This is a genomic window from Georgenia sp. EYE_87, assembly GCF_023148685.1.
Taxonomy (GTDB): Bacteria; Actinomycetota; Actinomycetes; order Actinomycetales; family Actinomycetaceae; genus Georgenia.
This window is the reverse complement of record NZ_JAHXNL010000014.1, coordinates 66,850-82,454: the sequence shown is the minus strand read 5'-3', so window position 1 is coordinate 82,454 and position 15,605 is coordinate 66,850. Positions and strand designations below refer to the sequence as shown.

Annotated in this window: 14 protein-coding genes; 5 read left to right on the top strand and 9 right to left on the bottom strand. The window is 75.0% G+C overall.

Annotation, left to right across the window (positions count from 1 at the left end):
• The first annotated feature begins 25 nt into the window (after positions 1-25).
• Positions 26-2,017 carry an LTA synthase family protein gene (locus KZX45_RS16865; protein ID WP_248258915.1) on the top strand — a complete coding sequence of 664 codons (1,992 nt, stop codon included), beginning with the start codon at positions 26-28 and terminating at the stop codon, positions 2,015-2,017.
• Between the two features lie 97 nt (positions 2,018-2,114).
• Here the strand turns inward: KZX45_RS16865 and KZX45_RS16860 are convergent, their stop codons facing one another.
• From KZX45_RS16860 to KZX45_RS16840, 5 genes are all read right to left on the bottom strand, one after another.
• The gene (locus KZX45_RS16860) at positions 2,115-2,936 is read right to left on the bottom strand and encodes a hydrolase (protein WP_248258914.1); all 822 of its coding nucleotides are present in this window, start codon (positions 2,934-2,936) and stop codon (positions 2,115-2,117) included.
• Between the two features lie 63 nt (positions 2,937-2,999).
• On the bottom strand, positions 3,000-4,601 hold the full coding sequence (locus tag KZX45_RS16855; RefSeq protein WP_248258913.1) for a DNA polymerase Y family protein: 1,602 nt from the start codon (positions 4,599-4,601) through the stop codon (positions 3,000-3,002).
• Positions 4,602-4,620: 19 nt separating this feature from the next.
• Positions 4,621-5,586, bottom strand: a complete 966-nt coding sequence (locus KZX45_RS16850; protein WP_248258912.1) for a hypothetical protein — start codon at positions 5,584-5,586, stop codon at positions 4,621-4,623.
• A 286-nt stretch (positions 5,587-5,872) separates the two neighbouring features.
• Positions 5,873-6,136: a hypothetical protein gene (locus KZX45_RS16845; protein ID WP_248258911.1), complete on the bottom strand. Its 264-nt coding sequence runs from the start codon at positions 6,134-6,136 to the stop codon at positions 5,873-5,875.
• A 15-nt stretch (positions 6,137-6,151) separates the two neighbouring features.
• Complete coding sequence (locus KZX45_RS16840; protein ID WP_248258910.1) at positions 6,152-7,834, bottom strand: DUF4041 domain-containing protein; 1,683 nt, start codon at positions 7,832-7,834, stop codon at positions 6,152-6,154.
• Positions 7,835-7,981: 147 nt separating this feature from the next.
• Between KZX45_RS16840 and KZX45_RS16835 the strand changes: the two genes are divergently transcribed.
• A complete protein-coding gene (locus KZX45_RS16835; protein ID WP_248258909.1) occupies positions 7,982-8,329 on the top strand; it encodes a hypothetical protein in 348 nt (115 codons plus the stop codon).
• On the opposite strand, the gene KZX45_RS16830 is transcribed toward KZX45_RS16835, so the two are convergent.
• The 4 genes from KZX45_RS16830 to KZX45_RS16815 are packed head-to-tail and all read right to left on the bottom strand — an operon-like array spanning position 8,254 to position 12,863.
• Complete coding sequence (locus tag KZX45_RS16830; RefSeq protein WP_248258908.1) at positions 8,254-9,870, bottom strand: NAD(P)-binding protein; 1,617 nt, start codon at positions 9,868-9,870, stop codon at positions 8,254-8,256. The genes KZX45_RS16835 and KZX45_RS16830 overlap by 76 nt on opposite strands.
• A 1-nt stretch (position 9,871) precedes the next feature.
• On the bottom strand, positions 9,872-11,032 hold the full coding sequence (locus tag KZX45_RS16825) for a thiamine pyrophosphate-dependent enzyme (RefSeq protein WP_248258907.1): 1,161 nt from the start codon (positions 11,030-11,032) through the stop codon (positions 9,872-9,874).
• Between the two features lie 9 nt (positions 11,033-11,041).
• Positions 11,042-12,298, bottom strand: a complete 1,257-nt coding sequence (porA, locus tag KZX45_RS20395) for a hypothetical protein (RefSeq protein ID WP_248258906.1) — start codon at positions 12,296-12,298, stop codon at positions 11,042-11,044.
• Complete coding sequence (locus KZX45_RS16815; protein WP_248258905.1) at positions 12,291-12,863, bottom strand: 2-oxoacid:acceptor oxidoreductase family protein; 573 nt, start codon at positions 12,861-12,863, stop codon at positions 12,291-12,293. Before KZX45_RS16815 ends, porA begins: the two co-directional genes overlap by 8 nt.
• Before the next feature lie 171 nt (positions 12,864-13,034).
• On the opposite strand from KZX45_RS16815, the gene KZX45_RS16810 reads away from it, so the two are divergent.
• The 3 genes from KZX45_RS16810 (at position 13,035) to KZX45_RS16800 (ending at position 15,508) form a co-directional block, all read left to right on the top strand.
• On the top strand, positions 13,035-13,562 hold the full coding sequence (locus tag KZX45_RS16810) for a YbhB/YbcL family Raf kinase inhibitor-like protein (RefSeq protein WP_248258904.1): 528 nt from the start codon (positions 13,035-13,037) through the stop codon (positions 13,560-13,562).
• A 125-nt stretch (positions 13,563-13,687) separates the two neighbouring features.
• Positions 13,688-14,278, top strand: coding sequence for a YbaK/EbsC family protein (locus KZX45_RS16805; protein ID WP_248258928.1), 591 nt, complete (start codon positions 13,688-13,690; stop codon positions 14,276-14,278).
• Between the two features lie 33 nt (positions 14,279-14,311).
• The gene (locus KZX45_RS16800; RefSeq protein WP_248258903.1) at positions 14,312-15,508 is read left to right on the top strand and encodes an AAA family ATPase; all 1,197 of its coding nucleotides are present in this window, start codon (positions 14,312-14,314) and stop codon (positions 15,506-15,508) included.
• The last annotated feature ends 97 nt before the right edge of the window (positions 15,509-15,605 follow it).

Here is a 15,605-nt window from a genome sequence, read left to right as displayed (position 1 = left end):
CGCAGTCCCCGACCGAACGGCTCCGATGCTCCAGACCTCCAGCGCCACCCGCGCCGCCGATGTCGTCCCGCCGACCCAGGCGCCCGACGACCAAGGCCCCGCACGCCCGCGGCGGCCGTGGCTGCGGCGCGCGGTGGACGCGGCCGAGCGGGCCGTCCCGGTGACGGCGCTGACGCTCGCCGTCGCCGTCGTCGTCACGACCGTCCTCGAGCTGGTGCACGTGCAGACCGACCCGTGGCTCCCGCCGCTCGAGCGGGTCGCCACCTGGCGGACCGACCAGCTGGCGCTGCAGGTCCTGGTCGTGTGGGCGGCGGTGGTGCTGATCCACGCGGTCCTCGGCCGGCTCTGGCTCACGGCGCTCGTCAGCGGCGCCCTCGGGGCGGTCATCGCCTTCGCGGACTACCAGAAGATGCTGATGCGCGGGGAGCCGCTCTACCCCACCGACGTCGAGTACCTGGGCGAGGCCGGGCTGCTCCTGGACAGCATCGGTGTCGCGCCGGGCCTCGTGCTGGCCGGGCTCGCCGCCGTCGTCCTGGCTGCGGTCGCCGTGGCACTGGTTCTCCGACGACGGCGGTCCGGGCAGCCGCGCCGGGCCGCCCTCACGCCCCGCGAACGAGTGCGGGCGCTCGTCCCGCGGGCAACGGCCGGGCTCCTCGCCGTCGGCGTGCTCGCGACCGCGGGGGCGTTCAACGAGGACGGCAACCCGCTGCGGACCCTGTGGGAGCGTTCCGGCCCGGACTGGGCGCGCTGGAACCAGGTGGAGAACTACGCGGAGAACGGGTTCGTCTCCGGCGTGCTCTACAACATGCCGGGCACGGCGATGGAGCGGCCGGACGGCTACTCCGAGGCGAGGCTGCGGGAGGTCACGGAGAAGTACGCCGCCGTCGCCGCCGAGGCCAACGCCTCCCGCGACGCCGGGGCGCTGGCGGACACGAACGTGCTGGTCGTGCTCAGCGAGTCCTTCACCGACCCGACCCGGCTGGACGGCCTGGAGGTCGCCGAGGACCCGATCCCGTTCACCCGCGCCCTCATGGCGCAGACTCCCTCGGGCACGATGCTCAGCTCCGACTACGGCGGCGGCACGGCCAACGTCGAGTTCGAGGTGCTCACCGGGATGTCGCTGAGCAACTTCCGCGAGCAGATGCACACGCCCTACCAGATGCTCGTGCCGTACGAGGACGACTTCCCCTCGCTGCTGCGCTCGGTCGGCGCCGACCACGCCGCCATCGCGATCCACCCCTACCAGCGCAGCTTCTACAAGCGCGACGAGGTCTACGCCACCTTCGGGTTCGAGCGGGCCGCGTTCGAGGACGACATGGCCGACGCCGAACGGGTTGAGGACAACCCGTTCGTCTCCGACGCCGGCACCTTCACCCGGGTGGTCGACGAGCTCGAGGCGTCCGAGGACCCGATGGTCGTCAACGTGGTGACCATGCAGAACCACCGCCCGTACGACGGCAAGTACGACGACCCGATCGACGTCGAGGGCGCCCTCCCACCGATGGACCGCCGCGAGGTGGGCCAGTACCTGCGGGGACTGCGCCACAGCGACGAGGCGGTCGCGCAGCTGATCGCCGACCTGGAGGCGCTCGACGAGCGCACGATCGTCCTGTTCTACGGCGATCACTCCCCCGCCATCTGGTCCAACCAGATCTGGAACCGCAACCCCGGCCAGACGATGTACGAGACGCCGTGGTTCGTGTGGGCCAACTTCGAGACGGCGCCCGTGGAGCCGGTGGCCGAGCTCCTCGGGCCCAACCACCTGCTCAACCAGCTGCTCTCGGCGGCGAACGCCCCGCTGACCCCGTACGACGCGCTCCTCGCCCAGATCGCCGAGGAGGTCCCGGCGGCCGAACGTGGCATCATGCTCGACCCGCAGGGCCGTCAGATCACCGCCGCGGACCTGTCCCCGCGGGCCCGCGAGCTTCTCGAGGACTACCGCCTCGTCCAGTACGACCTGGCGGTCGGTGAGGGCTGGGCCGAGGACGAGCTGTACAAGGTCCCGCCGGCGAGCTGACCCCTCTCGCGGGAGATGTCACGAGCTCGCCCGAGCTAATGACGTCTCGCCGAGCAACTGACGTCTCGCGACATGTCATGAGCTCGCGGCGGTCGCCTCAGGTGAGGTGGTCGTGGTCGCCACGGACCCAGGCGACGTGCCTGTCGGCGCTGCGCCGCACGGCCGCCTTCCCGTCGCGGGGGATAGCGTTGCCGAAGTTGCCGTAGATGCGGTCGAAGTCGAGCTCCAAGATGTCGCGGGCGACCCGCTGCGCCACCTCGCCGGAGAGCGGGATCCGGTTGGGGTAGCTGCGCATGAACGCCACGGTCGCCCGGTCCGGGTTGGGGCCCACGGTGTCCCCGCAGAGCAGGACGCCGGTGCCGTCCTCCGCGGTCCAGACGGCAACGGCGTTGCCCGGGAAGTGACCGCCGATCTGGTGGATCACGACGTCCGGGACGGGCGAGACCGTGCCCGACCAGTAGCGCACCGCGTCGTCCTCGCGGGCGAGCCAACGGGCGTCCGCCTGGTTGACGAGCACAGGTACCCCGCCGAGCGCCCGGCTCCACTCGACCTGGGCGCCGAACATGTGCGGGTGGCTCGCGGCGATCGCCACCACGTCGCCCTCCCGGCGCACCTGGCGCACGGCGTCGTCGTCGACGTACCCGATGGGGTCCCACAGCACGTTCCCGTCCGGGGTGCACGCGAGCAGCGACTGCTGACCGATCCCGACGTGCGGCTCGACGACGAGACCGAGCAGTCCCGGCTCGACCTCGTGCACGGCGACGAGGTGACCGAGCTCGCTCAGCTCGTCGAGCGTGGTCCAGGACTGCCCGGCGGCCGGCACCCACTGCCGCTCGTCGGAGCAGATCTCGCAGATCTCCGGCGGCGTCTCCGTGTCGGCGTGCTCGACGGCGCAGGTGCGGCAGATCCAGACGGTCATGCCGCGATCCTGCCCGCTCGGCGGACCTGGCACCAGGGGCTTTCGCGGTGCTCCGGCACCGGCTCAGTCGTAGACCCCCTCGACCTGCCACCGGCCGCGGTCGACGGCGAGCAGCAGCGCCGGCGCCCCCTCCGGGACCACCTGGACGTAGGCGCGGCGTCGCCCCTGGTCCGACCACCACCGCTCGGTGCCGTGCCACGGCCCGGCCCAGGCGAGCAGCGGGTACTCCCCCGCGGGCACCGGCGGGGCGGCGACCGCCCCCTTCCCGGCGGGCGGCGGGGGCACGAGCACCCGGGCGGGCGGCGCGCTGGTCGTGCCGCGCGCGTCCACCCGGACCTCGGCGCCGACGGCGTCGACCAGCCGCACGGGCACCGGCTCCGTGGGGACGGTGGCCGGCCAGGGGGCGGGGACCTGCCCCGGCCAGGGCGCGTCGGTCCGGCGCAGGGGCGCGGCGTCGTCGCCCCAGGCGACCAGGCGGGCGGCCGCCCGCGGGTCCCGGCCGCCCTGCAGCACCGGGACGAGAACGCCCTCGGCGCCGAGCAGACCCTGGACGCGCAGCGCGGCCCGGCCGGCCTGCGCCTCCCCCCGGCGGGCCCGGCCCCACAGGCCGTCCTGGACCGCGCCGGCGGGGCTGACCTCCTGCGCGACGAGCTCGAGGTGCGTCAGCGGCGCCGACGGCGGACGCCCGCTGCGCCCGGAGAGCCACCCCTCGAGCTGCCAGCGCACCCGGTCGGTCAGCTCGGCCGCGGTGGGGGCGCCGTCGATGCTCCAGGTGCGCACCAGCTCGGTGCCGTCCTCGGTACGCGCCGCCACCTGCAGGCGCGCGCAGACCACGCCGCGGCGCAGCATGCGCTCGGACAGCTGCTCGGCGAGGGCACGGGCGGCGAAGGCGGCGACGTCGGCGCGCTCTGCGGGCGGGTCGAGCTCGGTGGCCGTGAGCACGTCGTCCTCGGGACGCCGGGAGGTGGGCGGGAGGGTGTCCAGACCGCGGGCGAGCCGGTGGGCGATCAGCCCGCGGGTGCCGAACCGGGCGGCGACGTCGCCGGGGTCGAGCGTCGCGAAGGCCCCGAGGGTACGCAGGCCGAGGCGGCGCAGCAGGTCCACCAGCTCGGCGGTCTCGGCGCTCGCCTGCCGGGTGCTCGCGGCGAGGCTCAGTGCGCCGACGTCCTGCCCGGCGAGGAACGCCGCGGAGGCCTCGGGCGGCACGAGCACCCCGGCGCGGGCCGCGAGCATGGCGGTGAGCAGCCCATCGCCGACCCCCACCTGGCACTCGGCCCCGGTCTCGGTGGCCACGGTCCCGATCAGCTGCTCGGCCAGAGCGTCCTCGGAGCCGACGTGCCGCACCGGACCGCGGGCGAGGAAGACGACCATGCCCGGCCGGACCACCTCGACCCCGGCGACGACGGTCTCCACGGCCTGCACGAGCGGCTCGAAGGCACGGGCGTCGCGCACCTGGTCGGTGGCCACGAGCACCAGCTCGGGGCAGAGCTGCTGGGCGCTGCGCCGCCGCATGCCCCGGCGCACCCCGGCCGCGCGGGCCGCGGCAGAGGCGACGACGACGCCGCGGTTGTCGTGCACCGCGACGGGAAGCTGGGGATCCACCAGCCCCTCGGCGACGGCGGCCGCCACCGGCCAGTCGGGGACCCACAGGACCACCCGGCGCACAGCACCTGCCGGCGGCACGTCACACCGCCCGCAGCAGCGGCCGGACGTCCGCGGTCCGGGCCTCGTCGTCCGGACGCGCGCCCGCGGCCGGGACCTCGCCGACGCCGCCCAGCCCGTCGGGCCCGACGCGGACGTGGACCTCGCGCGCCACGGCGGCGCCGGCGCGGCCGGTGGCCCGCACGGTGAGCTCCTGGTCGACCAGGTGGCCCCAGCCCTGGCCGAGCCCCTCCCAGCCCGACCGCGTGGCGCGCAGCACCAGGTGCGCCCCGGGCCAGTCGTGGGTGCTCAGCAGCACGGCGCCCCGGGTGCGCACGCGGGCGGCGATCGAGCGGCGGTCCCGCTCCCCCAGCGCCGGGCAGCGGCCGACCACGAGCACGTCGAAACCGTCGGTCAGCGCCCCGACCACCGCTGCGGCGTCGGGCCCCGGGGCTGGCACCACGGCCACCCGGTCCAGGGCCAGCCCGGCCCCGGCGGCGGCCCGCCACCCGACGTCCGGCATGGCGGCGAGCGCGCACCAGGCGCCGTCCGTGGCGGCCGCCGCGGCGAGGGCGAGCAGCACGGAGGTGGACCCGGAGACCTGGACCACGCTGCCGCGCGCGAGGGCGCCACCGGGGAAGACGGGGGCCAGGACCTGCGGGACGGGCAGGCTCCGGTCCGCCCCGGGAGCGAAGAGGTCCGGGTCGGGCACGGCCGACCGGTGCGCGCCCGAGCCGGCCGCGGGGTGCGTGAGCGGCGGACCGGTCACCGGCGGGGCGGGCACCGACAGGCCCGGCTCTCCGGTGAGCACGGGGCTGGTGCTCAGCCCGGGGCCGCCCAGCCGGGTGCGCAGCCCGGCGGCGGTCTCGGCGCGGGTCAGCGCAGCCCGGGCGGCCGCCAGACGAGCGTGGGCGTCAGGGCGAGCGTGAGGGGCATGGTGAGCGTGCCGGTGCCCGGGCTCCACGACCAGCTCGGGACCGTCCGGCACGGCCGTGAGCGAAGTCGTCATGACTCCTCCTCACGTCCCTCACCACACCATGTCGAACGCACGTTCGACCCACCTCCCAGTGTTCGACCTTCGAACACACTTGTCAACCGCGTCGAGACCCGTCACGCCGCGTTGTTGGAGGACCCCTTGCAGGTCCGTCCCGCATCCGTCGGCGCGCTGGGAACAGCCTTTCGCCGACCACCCACATCGGCGCCAACGGGCACGACATGAACCGCTCCGGCACGCCTCAGCCCGTGGCGGACCAGCCGCGCCTAACCCGTGGCGGACAAGAACGGGAGATCTGCGGTCACAGGAGGAAGTAGACCGCCACGGCCAGGCCGAGGAGCGTGACGAGGACCACCCAGGGCAGGTAGGACCCCGTCAGCTCCACGCGCTGGTCGGGTGCCGGAGGCGCGAGACGGGATCTCGCTCCCCCGTCCCTCGGGCCGGACGCGACAGACCCGACGTCGCGAGCGCCGTCGAGGTCGATGTCGTGAGCGCCGTCGAGGTCTCCGTCGACACGGTCCTCGGGTGCCGGGGGCGGGTAGGTGCGGTGCACGTCGTTGTCCACGTCTGCTCCCTCCCGTTAGTGGCCGGACCGGCCGTTCGAGATCACCGGCGCCGCGGGCGACGGCGATTCCCAGGAGCCCCCGTACGAGGGACCGGGCGCCCCCGGCACGTACCCGGCTCCACCGGAGCCGTACCCAGGCTCACCGGAGCCGTACCAGGGGCCACCGGAGCCGTACCCCGCAGCGGCCCCCGGCACGTACTCGCGGGTCCCGGCACCGTCTCCGGGGTAGTACTCGCGCACAGTGCCGCCGGCCGGAGCGGCGGCGGCCGCAGCGGCCTCACGCTCCTTGCGGATCTTGTGCTCGCCCGCCATCTCGATCTCCTGGGCGCGCAGGGCGTGGTACTTGTCCGTGATCGCCACCCCGAGCCACGCGCCGTGACGGGCGACGGCGTCGCGGGCGCGAATGAGCCGCGTGAGCGCGCCGTCGATCCCGCCCGGCCCGGCCGTGCGCACCGCGTTCTCGGCCTCCGCGTTGTAAGCGCGCAGGCTCAGTGCGCTCACCTCAGCCACGACCTGCTGCCCCTTCGCTGCCGAGTGACCGAGCTTGAAGTTCGTCGGGGCGGTGATCGCCTCGCCGGCGCGAAGGGTCTGGACGATGGCCTCGCGCAGCCCGGCGAGCCGGGTGGCCAGGACCACGGAGTCCTCGGCGGGGTGCTTGTAGTCGTACAGCCCGAGGTCCTGGGCCGCCACGCGCTCACCGAGGTCGACGAGCTCCGTCCGCGCCTCGGCGAGCCGGGCCTCCACCTCGCCGAGCTCGGCGCGCCGTGCCTCCAGCTGGCCGGCGACCTCCTCGTGCCGTCGGGTCAGGTCCTCGTAGAGCCGGGTCAGCTCATCGTGCTCGGCGACCAGGGCGCTGTGCCGGCGGAGCAGCTCCTCGTGCTCCTGGGTCAGGGTGTCGTGCTCGCGGGCGAGATCCTCCCGGCGGCGGGTCAGGTCCTCGAGCCGCCGCGCGGTCTCGTCGGCCTCGGCCGCGGCCGCCGCGTGGTCCTCACGGACCTGCTCGACGGCGGCGCGGAGCCTCTCGTGCTCGGCTCGCTCCGCCTCCGCCAGGCGCTGGGCCTCGGCACGCTCGGCCTCCGCCAGGCGCTGGGCCTCGGCACGCTCGGCCTCCGCCAGGCGCTGGGCCTCGGCACGTTCGGCCGCGGCACGGGCGTGCAGCTCCGCGACCTCGCGGTCGAGGTCGGCGAGCTCGGCCCGACGGCGGTCGACCTCCTGCGTCGTCGACGCTTCCGTCGCGCTCAGCTCGGCGAGCCGCGCCTCGGCCGCACCGGCGGCCGCAGCCTGCCGCTCGACCCGCGCGAGGTCCTCACGCGCCTGACGCAGCCGCTGGATGAGCGCCTCCTCGCGGTCGGCGATCTCCGCGATCTCCGTCCGTCGGCGCTCCACCGCCTGGACCAGACCCTGCTCGCGCTCGGCGAGGCGCTCGAGCTCGACCTCGCGCCGGACGACCTCGACCTCGAGATCTCGCAAGCTCGGCGACGGCGCGGCGGCATGCTGCGCTCCGACGTGCTCGGGCCCGGCCGACGCGGTGGTCGCATCCGTGTGGTCGTGGGCGCGCAGCCGCCGACGTCCGCGCGAGGCGGGCACTCGCTCGTCGGTCCAGGCTCGACCGTCCCACCGTCGTAGGTAGGAGGAGTCCTCCGGGTCCGGGTACCAGCCCTGCGGCGGGTGTCCGTCGTCAACCTTGGTGTCAGCCACGTCTTTGCCCTTTCCAGGCCCCCTAGGTCGTTATCGCTCAAGGTAACTCACGCGTACCGGGGCCGTCCGCAAAACCGTTACCCAGCCGTGGATGAGCCGGGCACCAAGCCTTCCGGGCCCACCACTGCACCGAATCGGAGAACGATCATGAACGCTACGCCCACCGCCACCGCCCCCGCTCGTCGCAGCCGCCGCGTGCTCGTCCCGCTCGCCACCCTCCTGGCCGCCGGCGCCGTCGCCGTCGGCTCGGGTGCGACCTTCACGTCGAACTCCCGCCGTCGGGTCTCCGGGGACACCTCGGGCGGCGAGGGCATCGGCCTGGCGGTCGCGCGCGAGCTGGCGGACGCGCTCGGCGGCCGGCTCACGCTGGCTCAGGGCGCGACCACCCGCTTCGTCCTCGCGCTGCCACGCTCCCCCGGTCAGGGCGTCTCGGGCACCATTTCGATCGCGCCGCAGGGGCACTCCTCCACGCAGAGCCCGCAGCCCTTGCAGTAGTCGTAGTCGATCTCGTAGGTGCCGTCGGCGTGCTTGATGACGGCGTTGTCCGGGCAGACCCCGAAGCAGTTGTCGCAGCCGAAGCAGTTGCCGCAGGACATGCAGCGGCGCGCCTCGAACAGGGCGGTCTCGGCGGTCAGGCCCTGGACCACCTCGTCGAAGGTGCCGGCCCGGCGCGGGCCCTCCAGGCGCGGGCGGACCTGGTGCGGGGCGTCGGCGTAGTACCAGGTGTTCAGCGCCCCGAACTCCGCGTTCGGCGCGGGCGGCGGCGTCGGGGCGCTCGTGCCCCGCAGGTAGGCGTCGATGTTCCGCGAGGCCCGCTTGCCGTGCCCGATCCCCACGGTCACGGTCCGCTCGGAGGGCACCATGTCCCCGCCGGCGAACAGGCCGGGGCAGCCCGTCATGAGCCGGTCGTCGACGGCGACCACGCCGCGCTCGACCACGAGCCCGGGGACGCCATCGACGAGCGAGAGGTCGGACTCCTGGCCCAGCGCGAGGACCACCGTGTCCGCCTCGAGGTCCTCCAGGACACCGGTCGCGTGCGGGAAGCCGCTGGAGTCCAGCTCCATCTTCTCGATGGTCAGCTTCCCCTCGTCGGCGTAGCTGATGGTGGAGAGCCACTTCATCTGCACGCCCTCCTCGAGGGCCTCGAGGACCTCCGAGTCGTGCGCGGGCATCCGCTCGCGGTTGCGGCGGTAGACGATGATCGCCTCCTCCGCCCCGAGCCGCTTGGCCGTGCGGGCGGCGTCGACGGCGGTGTTGCCACCCCCGTAGACCACCACGCGCCGGCCCAGCTGCGGGGCGTCGGCGTCCTCGACGTCGTGCAGCACCTGGACGGCGTCGAGGATGCGAGCCGCCTCCCCGGCGGGGACGTAGGCGCGCTTGCCGATCTGGGCGCCGACGGCGAGCAGGACGGCGTCGAAGCGCGCCAGGTCCGGCTGCACCGTGGTGACGCGGGCGTCGAGCTCGAGGGTGACGCCCATGTCCACGATGCGCCGGATCTCGGCGTCGAGGACGTCGCGCGGGAGCCGGTAGGAGGGGATGCCGTAGCGCATCATCCCGCCCGGGTGCGGGGCGGCGTCGCGCAGGGTGACCTCGTGGCCGAGCAGGCGCAGGTGGTAGGCGGCCGCCAGGCCCGTGGGCCCCGCTCCGACGATCAGGACGTGCTTCCCCGACGGCGGGGCCGTCACCGGCACGGTCCAGCCCTGGCGAATGGCCTCGTCGCCGAGGAAGCGCTCGACGGCGTTGATGCCGACGGCCTCGTCGAGCTGGCCGCGGTTGCAGGCGGTCTGGCACGGGTGGTAGCAGACCCGCCCCATGCCGGCCGGCAGCGGGTTGTCGGCCATGAGGGTGCGCCAGGCCCGCTCGTAGTGGCCGTCCTCGGCGTCGTAGAGCCACTGCTGGATGTTCTCCCCGGCGGGGCAGGCCTTGTTGCAGGGCGGCAGGAAGTCCCGGTACACGGGCCGCTCGACCCGCCAGGCACCGGTGCGGTTGGCCAGCGAGGACCCCACGTCCAGGGTGATCGCGAACGGCTTGTCCATCTCATGCCTCCTTCTGCGGGCGCGGCAGCGGCGCCGGGCCCTCGTGCACGTCCAGCGCCGGGCCGGCGGAGGTGGACGGCGCGTGGTGGTCGCTGGGCAGGGCGGGGTGCTCCAGGTGCGGGGCGGCGCCGGTCAGGACGGGCTCGCCGCTGGCCGGCTCGGGCACGGCGTCGTCCCCGAGCAGCCCGTACCGGGCGATGTTGCGGTCCGCAGCGGCCTGCAGCCGGGCGAGGACCTCCTCGTTCCGGGTGGGCCGGAAGAGGTGGGCGTAGCGGCCCTGCAGCCGCAGGTACTCCTCCACGGGCACCTGGCGGCGGATCTTCCGCACCGAGGTGACCTCGCCGTGCTCGGCCTCGAACACCGGGAAGATCCCGGACTCGGTGGCCAGGCGCGCGAGGCGCACGGTGTGGCTGGACGCGGCGCCCCAGCCCAGCGGGCAGGGCACGAACACGTGCAGGTACCGGGCCCCGTGCATGGACATCGCGCGGTCCACCTTCGCCTCGAGGTCGCGCAGGTCGGCCACGGTCGCCGTGGCCACGTAGGGGATCTCGTGGGCCATCGCGATGCGCGGGACGTCCTTGCCCTGCCCGAAGACGTTGCCCGGGTGCGGGCCGACGGCCTGGGTGGTGGCGGTGCGCGCGGCCGGCGGGGTGGCGCCGGAGCGCTGGACCCCGGTGTTCATGTAGGCCTGGTTGTCGTAGCAGATGTACAGGACGTCGTCGTTGCGCTCGAACATCCCGGACAGGCACGCGAAGCCGATGTCCACGGTGCCGCCGTCGCCGCCCTGCGCCACGGTGCGCACGTCGGTGCGGCCCTGGGCGCGCAGCGCGGCCGCGACGCCGGTGGCCACGGCGGGGGCGTTCCCGAACACGGAGTGCAGCCACGGCACCCGCCACGAGGTCTCGGGGTACGGCGTCGAGAAGACCTCCAGGCACCCGGTGGCGTTCACGGTGACCATCCGGCCGCCCGCGGCCGCCATGGCCGCATCGAGGACGTAGCGCGCCCCGAGGGCCTCGCCGCAGCCCTGGCAGGCGCGGTGCCCGGAGGTCAGGGCGTTCGCCCGCTCCGGGTCGGCCTGGACGCTGGCGAGGTCGGGGTCGAGCAGGCGGTTGCCGACGGCGAAGCTGCCGACCTGGTAGAAGCGCACGGGCGTCGTGGTCATCTCTCCTCCTCAGCGTGCCGCGCCGACGGCGTCGGCCCGGCCGCGCGGCCCGGCCCGGCCGGGTACCTCGGCCCGGGCACGTCGCTCGGCCCGGTCGCGGGCGATCTCGCGCTCGACCACCTCGCGGTCGAGGTCGAGGAACGTCAGGGGGCCCAGGCGGCCGGCGAGGACGTCGTCGAGCATCCCGAGCAGCGCCCCCTGGGTGATCGGCCGCCCGCCCAGCCCGGCGACCACGGTGGTGACCTCCGCGCCGGAGCCCGCGAGCGCCGTCGTCACGTCCTGGGTGACGATGCCGCCCACCCCGGGCGCGAAGGCCCGCTCGAGCACAACGACGCGGCGGGCGTCGGCGAGGGCCGCGCGGACGGCGTCGTAGGGGAAGGGCCGGAACGAGGTGATCCCCAGGACGCCGAGACGCTCGCCCGCGGCCCGGGCGTCGTCGACGGCGTCCTTGAGGGTGCCGAGCACGGACCCGAGGGCGATCACGACCGTCTCCGCGCCCGCGGTGCGGTAGGGCCGCACCAGGCCGCCGGACTCTCGGCCGAAGACCGAGCGGAACTCGCCGCTGACGCGCTCGATCACCTCGAGGGCGTCGAGCTGGACCTGGTGGGCGAGGTAGCGCACCTCGGTGAACATCTCCGGACCCACCATCGCGCCCATGGTGACGGGCTCGTCGGGGTCGAGACGCTGGCGGGGGCTGAACGGCGGCAGGAAGGCGTCGACCTGCTCCTGCTCCGGGACGTCGACCTCCTCGAAGGCGTGGGTGAGGACGAACCCGTCCATGCACACCATGACCGGGACGGAGAGCTGCTCGGCGATGCGGAAGGCCTGCACGTGCAGGTCGGCGGCCTCCTGGTTGTCCTCGGCGTAGAGCTGGAGCCACCCGGAGTCGCGCTGGCTCATGGCGTCGGAGTGGTCGTTCCAGATGTTGATCGGTGCCCCGATCGCCCGGTTGGCCACCGTCATCACGATCGGCAGCCGCATGCCCGAGGCGTTGTAGATCGGCTCGACCATGTACAGCAGCCCCTGGCTGGAGGTGGCCGTGTAGGCGCGGGCGCCGGTGGCCGAGGCGCCGATCGCCACCGACATCGCGGCGAACTCGGACTCGACGTTGACGTACTCGCTGACCAGCTCCTCCGCCTTCACCAGGCGGGAGAGCTCCTCGACGATGTGGGTCTGCGGGGAGATGGGGTAGGCGCAGATGACCTGCGGACGCGCCCCGGCCACCGCGCGGGCCACGGCCCGCGACCCCTCGATCTGCTCACGCACGGACGTGCTCCTTCCGGACGGCGTCGTGGGCCGCGACCGCGGCGGCGACGTTCTTCTCCCCCACCTCGCCGGGGAACCGGTCCCGCAGCGCGGCGAGGACGGCGTCGAGGTCGAGGCCCGCGTGCAGGGCCGCGAAGGCGCCCAGCAGGACGGCGTTGGGCAGCGGGCGCCCGACGTGCTCGAGCGCGATCTCGGTGGCCGGCACCGTGACCGCGTGCCCGGGCGGCAGGGCCGCGACCCGCTCGCCCAGCCCGAGCTCGTCGAGGCGGCGGCGGGAGTTGACCAGGGCGTAGCCCTCGGGGCGCAGGCCGTCGAAGACGTCGACGGCGCGCAGCAGCGTGGGGTCCTGGACGATGACGGCGTCGGGCACGAGGACGGGCTCGCGCACCCGGATCGGCCGGTCGGCGATCCGGCAGAAGGAGACCACCGGTGCACCGGTGCGCTCGGAGCCGAAGCTCGGGAAGGCCTGGGCGTGCCGGCCCTGCCGGAAAGCGGCGTCGGCGAGCAGCTCGGCGGCCGTGACCACTCCCTGACCGCCGCGCCCGTGGATGCGGACCTGGAACACTGCCGACCTCCTCGTCGCGCGTACCCCTCATTTGTATGACGCCCGTCACGCCCGGGCCGGGGACCTAGGTCCGCCGGCCGGTCCGGCACGCCGGTGACGTGGGACGACGCCGGGCCGGGCGAGGCTCTAGGTTGGTCCCAGCACGACCACCGACCGACGGAAGGATCCGCTGTGAATCTCGACCGCCCGCTCGCGCAGGACCCCTACGAGAAGCTCCCCGCCGTGCCGTCGTTCACGCTGACCTCGAGCGACCTCACCGAGGGCGCGCCGATGGACGCGGTGCACAGCCAGCGCGGCGGCAACGTCTCCCCGCAGCTGTCCTGGTCCGGGTTCCCCGAGGCCACGCGCGGGTTCGTCGTCAGCTGCTTCGACCCGGACGCGCCGTCGCCGTCGGGCTGGTGGCACTGGAACGTGCTCGACCTGGGGGCCGACACCACCGAGCTCGAGCAGGGCGCGGGCGAGTCCGACCTCATGCTCCCCGGGGCCGCGTTCCACCTGCGCAACGACGGCGGCGAGCACGCCTACGCCGGGGCGGCGCCGCCGGCCGGGGACCGCGCGCACCGGTACTACTTCGCGGTGCACGCCCTCGACACCGAGACCCTCGAGCTGGACGAGGACGTCACGCCCACCAAGGCGGCGATCACCACCCTGTTCCACACCATCGCCCGGGCCACGCTGACGGCCACCTTCCAGGCGTGACGACGGCGCAGCCGGAGGGGGCGGGCCGCGAGCCCGGGCCGGACCACGACCGCTCGGACCACGGCCGCCCGGGCCGCGTGCCCGGGCGGACGCCGGAGCCCGGGACGGACCTCGGCTCGCCCCCGATGGACGCCGAGGAGCCGACGGCGGTGCTCGGCGAGCTCGACGACGTCGTCTTCGGCGCCCTGGTCTGGGTTCCGGCGCGCGAGCGCCCCGACCTCCTCGCCCCGCCCGTCCACGCCGCGATCGCGGCGCTGCCGTCCGACGCCTCGGCCCAGGTGCTCGTCGCGGAGATCGACCCCGAGCTGGCGGACACCGCGGCGATGACCGCGGCCTACGACCTGCCGGCGGAGGTCTCGTCGAACTGCGTCCTCGTCGCCGGGAAGCGCGCCGGCGAGGAGCGGGTGGCGGCGTGCGTCGTGCGTGCGACCACCCGCGCCGACGTCAACACGACCGTGCGCAGGCTGCTGGACGTGCGCAAGGCGTCCTTCTGGCCCACCGAGCGTGCCGTCGAGGCGTCGGGGATGGAGTTCGGCGGCATCACGCCGTTCGGGCTGCCGCCCGGGTGGCGGCTGCTGCTCGACTCCCGGGTGGCGCACGGCCAGTCGATCGTCGGCTCGGGGGTGCGCCGGTCCAAGCTCCTCGTCCCCGGCGAGGTCCTCGTGGCCCTGCCGGGCGCCGAGGTCGTCGAGGGCCTCGCCCAGCCGGCGGACTGACATGCCCACCACGGTCGTCGCAGGATGCGGGCGGTGCTGACCACCGTCGCCGTCCGCGGCTACCGCTCGCTGCGCGACGTCGTGCTGCCGCTGGGCCCGCTGACCGTCGTCACCGGCGCGAACGGCACCGGGAAGTCGAACGTCTACCGGGCCCTGCACCTCCTCGCCGCGACGGCCCGGGAGGGCGCGCCCGCCGCGCTGGCCCGCGAGGGCGGCCTGCCGTCGGCGCTGTGGGCCGGGCCCGAGCAGGGCGGCGGCACGGAGGGCACGATGCGCCGTCGGCCCGTGCGGGTCGAGCTGGGCGTGGCCGGCGAGGAGACGGGGTATGCGCTCGCCCTCGGCCTGCCGCAGCCGACCGGACTGCCCGACCCGTTCGAGCGCGACCCGGAGGTCAAGGAGGAGACGGTGTGGGCGGGCCCGGTGCCGCGCCCGTCGGCGGTGCTGACCGAGCGCCGCGGCCCGCACGTGCGCACCCGGGGCGACCACGGCTGGGAGACCCTGACCGGGTCGGCCCGGCCGCACGAGTCGATGCTCGACGTCGTCGCGGACCCCAACCGTGCGCCGGAGCTGGTGACGCTGCGGGAGGAGCTGCGCTCCTGGCGGCTCTACGACCACCTGCGCACCGACCCCGGCGCCCCGGCCCGGTTCCCCCGGCCCGGCTCGCGCACGTCCGCCCTGGCCGACGACGGCGCCGACCTGGCCGCCGCGCTCGCCTCCGTCCGGGCCATGGGCGACGACCGCGCGCTCGCCGCCGCCCTCGACGACGCCTTTCCCGGGTCGCGCCTGGAGGTGGCCGCTGCCGACGGGGTCTTCGAGGTGCTCCTGCACCAGCCGGGGCTGCTGCGCCCGCTGCGCGCGGCGGAGCTCTCCGACGGCACGCTCCGCTTCCTCATGGTCACCGCCGCGCTCCTCACCCCGCGCCCGCCCCAGCTGCTCGTGCTCAACGAGCCCGAGCAGTCCATGCACGCCTCGCTGCTCCCCGCGCTGGCGCGGATGACGGTGCGGGCCACCCGGCACACCCAGGTCGTCGTCGTCACGCACTCCACGGCGCTGGCCGTCGAGCTCGCGAGCGCGGGCGGCGCGGAGGCCGGCGGGCCGGACTCCCCCGACGACGGCAGTACCGAGGTGCGCGACCGCGTCGTCATGCTGGAGCTGGCCAAGGAGGCGGGCGAGACCGTCGTCGTCGGGCAGGAGGGCCTGCTGGACCGGCCCGCCTGGACCTGGCCGTGACGGCGGGGCGACGTCGACCCGGGCGGCCTCGTCCTTGAGCGCGGTCCCGAGCGCGGTCCCGAGCGCGATCGTCACGGTGCCGGTGCTGAGCCGTCGA